This is a genomic window from Devosia sp., assembly GCF_035944845.1.
Classification (GTDB): domain Bacteria; phylum Pseudomonadota; class Alphaproteobacteria; order Rhizobiales; family Devosiaceae; genus Devosia_A.
Genome location: NZ_DASZAW010000015.1, coordinates 65,468 through 71,819, shown reverse-complemented (window position 1 = coordinate 71,819; position 6,352 = coordinate 65,468). Strand labels below are relative to the sequence as shown.

Genomic DNA, 6,352 nt, shown 5'->3' with positions numbered 1-6,352 from the left:
GGATAGGAAGCCAATGAACGTCAGAACCATCTGCCTTGCCATCCTCTATGATGGCGACGCGACTGGATATGAGATCCGAAAGCTCTCCGTTGAAGGGGAGTATTCGTATTTCATCGACGCCAGCTATGGGGCGATCTATCCGTCGCTTGCGCGCCTTGAGCAGGAAAAGCTGGTCACAGCGCGCGTTGAACAGCAGGACGGCAAGCCCGCCAAGAAGATCTATTCGATCACGCCGGCTGGTCGCGCTGCGTTCATTCAGTCGATGTTCGAGAAGCTTGGCGAAGACGAGTTCCGCAGCGAGTTTTTGCTGTTCCTGCGCTTTGCTTCGGAACTCCCGCAATCGCTGGTCGAGCAGCGGCTGAATGAGCGAATCGTCGAAATCGACGCGACGCTCGCCGAATTCGACCGGCTCAAACAACAACATAACCACCCCGGAGACGCCTGGGTCATCGATTATGGGCGGACTTGCATGCAAGCGGCTCGTGACTACATCGAGGCGCACGGGGATGAACTGATAGCGCTGGCCCGTTCCGACAGGGACGATGCTGCAGCAGCGGAATAGAGGGTATCTGAATGCGTGCGATCGTTTCTTACGGCGTTGCCGGCGCCATTGTCATTGTCGGGGCCCTGTGGCTCGGCAGCGGTGTTTTCGTGGCCGGTGGCAATGGCCCCGGTAACGGCGAAAAGCCGATCATCTCGTTCTTCAGCAAGGACGCCGAGGGCGCCGAGACGACGCACCACGTCGCCGAGGGCGCGGTCGATCCGCACCTGACGATCGCGGAACGTGTGGCCGAGTCCAGCGGTGCTTCGGCCCCTGCCCAGTCGGTTCGGACCGAGACCTACAAAATGCAGGCCATGCCGGTGGAAGTGCCGTTGCGCGGTCGCACCAAGGCCAAGACGGTGACCACCATCACCCCCGAGACTTCGGGCGTGGTGACGGCGGTCAACGTCACCAAGGGTCAGTCGGTGAAGCCGGGCGACATCATCTGCACGCTCGAGGAAGGCACCCGCGCCGCTGCCGTGGCGCAGGCGGAAGCCGCGCTGGCGCAAGCGCAGACCGCCTATGACTCCAACAAGGCGCTGCGCGACAAGGGTCTCGCGGCCAACAATACCGGCATCGCCGCAGAGAGCGCGCTGCGCCAGGCGCAGACGGCCTTCGACCAGGCCAAGCAGGAGTTCGACCGCGCCAAGGTGACCACCAAGGTCGCCGGCGTGGTGCAGGACCCCGTCGCGACGGTGGGCAGCGTGCTGAGCCCGGGCCAGCCATGCGCGACCGTGGTCGAGCTCGACCCGATGCTGTTCGTTGCCAGTGTCCCGGAAGCTCGCATCGCGCGTGCCGAACTGGGCCTCGCGGCCAAGGTCGAAACGGTGACCGGCCAGACGGTCGAGGGCAAGGTGAGCTACATCGCTTCGCTCGCCGACGACGCCACCCGCTCGTTCCCGGTCGAAATCGAGATCCCCAACGCCGATGGCAAGGTGCTGTCGGGCGTGACGGCAACCGCCATGGTCACCATGGGCACGGTGCCGGCGCACCTGCTGCCGCAGTCGGTTCTGACGCTGAACGACGAGGGCACGCTTGGTATCCGCTCGGTCAAGGACGGCGTCGTCGAGTTCTACCCCGTGACCATCATCTCGGACTCCCGTGAGGGCGTCTGGGTCACGGGTCTGCCCCCGTCGGTCGATGTGATCACGATGGGTCAGGAGTATGTCGTGCCGGGTCAGAAGGTCAACGCGACCAACGTTTCGGGCAAGCCGGAATCGGTTGAGGCCGAAACCGCCGCTGAAGGGGTGCACTCATGATGAATTTCCTCGAACGCGTCCTGCGCATGCCGCGGGTCGTGTTGACGGTGATGGCGCTGCTGCTCCTCGCCGGCTTCAGCGCATATGTGTCGTTGCCCAAGGAGAGCTTCCCGGCGATCGACATCCCGTATTTCTATGTTTCGACCAGCCAGACCGGCGTTTCCCCGCGTGACGCGGAGCGCCTCTTGGCGAAACCGATCGAAGATCGCGTCAAGGATATCGACGGGCTGAAGAACTACACTTCGACCTCGTCGACCGGTCACGCCTCGGTGTTTCTCGAGTTCGACGTGAACGCCGATGCCGACAAGGCGCTGGCCGACATCCGCGCCAAGCTCGACGGCGTCGCCAGCGAACTGCCGGACGACGCGACCGAACCGTCGGTGACGGAAATCTCGTTCACCGATATGCCGTCGATCTCGGTGGCGGTCTATGGCGATGTGCCGGAGCGCACCCTGGTGCAGCGCGCCAAGGACCTCAAGGAAGAGCTCGAAGCCATCCCGACGGTGCAGAGCGTGTCGATCTCCGGCTCGCGCGACGAGATGCTGGCGGTCACCATCGATATGAGCCGGCTGGAGGCCTATAACCTCACGGCCAACGAGTTGTTCGATGCGCTGGCCAAGAACAACATGGTGGTGCCGGGCGGTACGCTCAATACCGGGCAGGGTTCGTTCAACGTCGAAGTGCCGGGGCTCATCACCACGGCGCAAGACGTCTATTCGCTGCCGATCAAAGCGGACGGCGACAATGTCGTGACCTTCGGCGACGTGGCCACCATCACCCGCACCTTCGAGGACGCGACCCAGTACGCCCACGTCAATGGCCAACAGGCGATCACGCTTGGCGTGATCAAGAAGCTCGGCACCAACGTCATCGACATTTCGGACCAGGTCCGTGCGGTCACCACCGAATATACCAAGGATTGGCCGTCGGGCATCCAGCACAGCTTCCTCGTCGATCAGGCAGATTCCACCAAGAACCTGTTCCGCTCGCTCGAAGCCGCGGTGCTGACCGCGGTGGCGCTGGTGATGGTTACCTGCGTCGCCACCCTCGGCGTCCGCCCGGCGCTGATGATCGGCACCTCGATCCCGATCTCGTTCATGATCGCCTTCCTCGTGGTGCAGATGCTCGGCATGACCATCAACATGATGATCATGTTCGGCCTGGTGCTGGCGGTGGGCGTGCTCGTCGACGACCCGATCGTGGTGGTCGAGTACGCCGAGCGAAAGCTGCAGGAAGGGGTCTCGAAGAAGGAGGCGTTCATCCTCGCGGCGCGCAAGATGTTCGTGCCGGTGGTTTCGGCCACCTTCACGACGCTGGGTGCGTTCATCCCGCTGCTGTTCTGGCCGGGCATTATCGGCAAGTTCATGAGCTACCTGCCGATCATCGTGATCGTGGTGATGTGCGCATCGCTGCTCTCGGCGCTGGTGTTCATGCCAGTGATCGGCGCGATCATCGCCTCGAGCCATGTCGACGCCAAGGCCAAAGAAGCCGCGGACATCGTCATGTATCCGGACAAGTTCGACGTGAAGAAGGTCAAGGGGCCGACGGGCATCTATGTGCGCACGCTACAGCACCTGATCCGGCATCCGATCATCTCGCTCCTGACGGGCTTCACCGTCGTCGGCTTCATGTTCTACGCCTACATCGCCAACCCGACCGGCATGGAAGCCTTCCCGGCCTCGGAAGCCGAGTTCGGCACAGTGAACGTGATCGCGCGCGGCAACTACTCGCCGACCGAGATCCGCGACATGCTGGTGGAAGTCGAGAACCAGATCCTGCAAGTGCAGGGTGTGCAGGACTCGATCATGACCTTTTCGGGTGGCGGCGGCGATGGTTTCTCGAGCGGTGGTCCTCCGGACACCATCGGGCAGTTCAACCTGCAGCTGCAGCCGTGGAACGAGCGCGTCAAGGCCGAGGAGATCTTCCAGAACATCCGTGACCGGGTGAAGGACATCTCGGGTCTCGAAGTGCAGATCGCAGCGCAGGAGAACGGCCCGCCGGCCGGCAAGGCGATCAACCTGACGGTCGAAAGCTCGGTCTATGCCGACCTGACGCCGGTGGTCACCAAGCTGCGCGACTACGTGGAGAACGAACTCGGCGATACCATCGACGTGGAAGACGGACGTCCCTCTCCAGGCATTGACTGGCAAGTGACGATCGACCGCGTTGCCGCCGCCAAGTACGGCATCGGTGTGCGTGAGCTCAGCCCTTACGTGCAGTTGGTCACCTCGGGCGTGAAGCTCGGCTCGTATCGGCCGGATGATGCGGATGACGAACTCGATATCCGCGTCCGCCTGCCGCTCGAGGAGCGCAGCTTCGACAGCCTCGACTCGCTTCGCGTGGTGACGGCGCAGGGCCTCGTGCCGGTGTCGAACTTCATCAAGCGCGAAGCCGTGCCGAAGGTCGCCAATATCAGCCGCAAGAACGGCCTCTACGTGATGAACGTCGCGGCCAATCTGACGCCGGGAGTGGCGACCGATGCCAAGGTCGAACAGTTGAAGGAATGGGTGAAGACCCAGGACATCCCTGCGACGACCAAGATCGCCTTTGGCGGCGCTGACGAGCAGATCGGCGATACCAATGCCTTCATCATGCAGGCACTGGCCGCGGCGCTGTTCATCATCTTCCTGGTGCTGCTGCTCGAGTACAACAGCTTCTACCAGGTGCTGGTGACGCTCTCGACCGTGGTCATGTCGCTCGCCGGCGTGATGCTGGGCATGACGATCACCGGGATGAGCTTCTCGGCGATCATGACCGGCCTCGGCATCGTGGCGCTGGCCGGCATCGTGGTGAAGAACGGTATCGTGCTGATCGACACCTACAACCACTATAACCGTGGTGACGGGGTGGAGCCGACCAAAGCCATGCTGATCACCGCCGCGCAGCGCGTGCGGCCGGTGCTGCTCACGGCCACGGTGACCGCGCTGGGTGTGATCCCGATGGCGGTGAACGTCGAGTTCGACTTTATCCGTCGCGAGATCGTCTGGGGCGGCCTTGCCGGTTCGTGGTTCACCCACCTGTCGGCGGCCCTGGTTTCGGGCCTGTTCGTCTCCACCGCCCTTACCCTGGTGATGGTGCCGGTGATGATCACTGCCCCGAGCGTGATCAAGAACGGTTGGATCGGCCGGCTGTTCGGCGCCGTGTTCGGCGCCATCGGCAACGCCATCGCCTGGCCGTTCCGGGCGATTTTCGGTGGGCGCAAGCACACCGCCGTCACGCCGGAAGGCGAGACGGTCGAGATCCCGGCCGACATCGACAGCTCGAAGCGGTTCATCAAGACCGAAGGTTCGGGCCTCGTCGAGACCGAGCAGGACGGCGTCACGGTGGTGAGCCGCCAGGCCGCCGAGTAAGCCGGACGTCAGAAATGAGTTGAAGGGGCCCGGAGCGATCCGGGCCTTTTCGTTTTGTTGGGGGGACATCATGAGGAGCGTGCAGGAGGAGCCGGTGCTGGTGAGCAAAGCAGGCAATCCCACGGCAGTGGTGCTGTCTGCGGAACTCTATCATCAACTGGTTGGTGACCCGGCGGACGCAACAACCGCGCCCCCCGTAGGCCACTAAGCCTTCGCCTTCGCGCCAACCAAAAGAGCGCGCCCTGCCCTCCAGGCCACCGCCAGGCCCAGACTGACGGTGAAGCCGATGGCGATCATCAGCCACGAGTAGCGGCCGAGCCCGAGATTGCCGGCGAGGACCTTCAGCACCAGCAGGTGAATGAGGTACGCGCCGAACGTCGCCTGGCCGAGAGTCGACCAGATCGGGCTGTGCAGTTCCATGCGCATGAACAGGATGGCGACGGCAAGGCCGTAGGCAAGGGTCGACAGCGAGTAGTCGTGGCCGAGAGCGTAACGGCCGACGACGAAGTAGCCTTCTGCAACATGCAGCGCGGCAAAGGCGACCAGCGCCGCGACGATTGCCGGGATCGGCAGGCCGCTCAGCGCATCGCGGTGGTGGCGCAGTACGATGCCTGCAACGAGGAAGACCGGGGCGAAGAGCAGCCCATTCCGATCCATCCAGAACGGGTTGCCGTGACCGAACAGCGGCTTCGAGTAGGCGCCGATGAGGGTGCCTACGAGGTAGAGTGCCAGCGTGATGGCGATGGTCCAGCGGAGGCCGGTGAACTTCACCAGCGTCGCGACGACGGCGCTGCCGAGGACCAGCGCTGGCAGGAACCACAAATGAAAGGCTGGCCCACCTGACCAGAGGAGGAGGAGCAGGCCACCGGGTGTGAGCTCGAACCCGGGACGTCCGCCTTCGAAGAGGCGTAGCGCGATGGTGAGCGCGAGGATTGCCGCGAAGGCCGGCATGACTCGCAGGGCGACCTTCCCCGCCAGACGCAACGGTACGGTGAGGTCGGCATCCTTCCAGAAATAGGCCGACATCAGAAAGAACACCGGCACGGCGAAACGGCTCAGTTCATCGACGACAAAACCGAGCGGCTTGTTGTCGGCGAAGCCGCCGCCGGCGACGTGGAGCGTCACGATGCCAAGCAGGCTCAGGACACGCAGGGCGTCGAGCGAGGCGTTGCGGGAGGAGGATCGAGTCATTGGCCGACGCT

Annotated in this window: 5 protein-coding genes; 4 read left to right on the top strand and 1 reads right to left on the bottom strand. The window is 63.5% G+C overall.

The features are described from left to right. From VGV07_RS02680 to VGV07_RS27365, 4 genes are all read left to right on the top strand, one after another. Positions 1–562, top strand: a 562-nt coding sequence (locus tag VGV07_RS02680) for a PadR family transcriptional regulator (protein ID WP_326867143.1), incomplete at its 5' end; no start/stop codon positions are given. An 11-nt stretch (positions 563–573) separates the two neighbouring features. Then, positions 574–1,800, top strand: coding sequence for an efflux RND transporter periplasmic adaptor subunit (locus tag VGV07_RS02675; RefSeq protein WP_326867142.1), 1,227 nt, complete (start codon positions 574–576; stop codon positions 1,798–1,800). Continuing rightward, a complete protein-coding gene (locus VGV07_RS02670) occupies positions 1,797–5,150 on the top strand; it encodes an efflux RND transporter permease subunit (RefSeq protein ID WP_326867141.1) in 3,354 nt (1,117 codons plus the stop codon). The genes VGV07_RS02675 and VGV07_RS02670 overlap by 4 nt, the downstream gene beginning before the upstream one ends. A 70-nt stretch (positions 5,151–5,220) precedes the next feature. Continuing rightward, the gene (locus tag VGV07_RS27365; protein WP_414649904.1) at positions 5,221–5,358 is read left to right on the top strand and encodes a type II toxin-antitoxin system prevent-host-death family antitoxin; all 138 of its coding nucleotides are present in this window, start codon (positions 5,221–5,223) and stop codon (positions 5,356–5,358) included. Here the strand turns inward: VGV07_RS27365 and VGV07_RS02665 are convergent. Continuing rightward, positions 5,355–6,341 (bottom strand): acyltransferase, encoded by a 987-nt coding sequence (locus VGV07_RS02665; protein WP_326867140.1) that lies wholly within the window; start codon positions 6,339–6,341, stop codon positions 5,355–5,357. The two genes, VGV07_RS27365 and VGV07_RS02665, sit on opposite strands and share 4 nt — an antisense overlap. Positions 6,342–6,352: the final 11 nt, after the last annotated feature.

Excerpts from the sequence above, each read along its gene's own strand:
- VGV07_RS02665 (WP_326867140.1), bottom strand. The coding sequence starts at position 6,341 with ATGACTCGATCCTCCTCCCGCAACGCCTCGCTCGACGCCCTGCGTGTC.
- VGV07_RS27365 (WP_414649904.1), top strand. The coding sequence starts at position 5,221 with ATGAGGAGCGTGCAGGAGGAGCCGGTGCTGGTGAGCAAAGCAGGCAAT.
- VGV07_RS02675 (WP_326867142.1), top strand. The coding sequence starts at position 574 with ATGCGTGCGATCGTTTCTTACGGCGTTGCCGGCGCCATTGTCATTGTC.
- VGV07_RS02670 (WP_326867141.1), top strand. The coding sequence starts at position 1,797 with ATGATGAATTTCCTCGAACGCGTCCTGCGCATGCCGCGGGTCGTGTTG.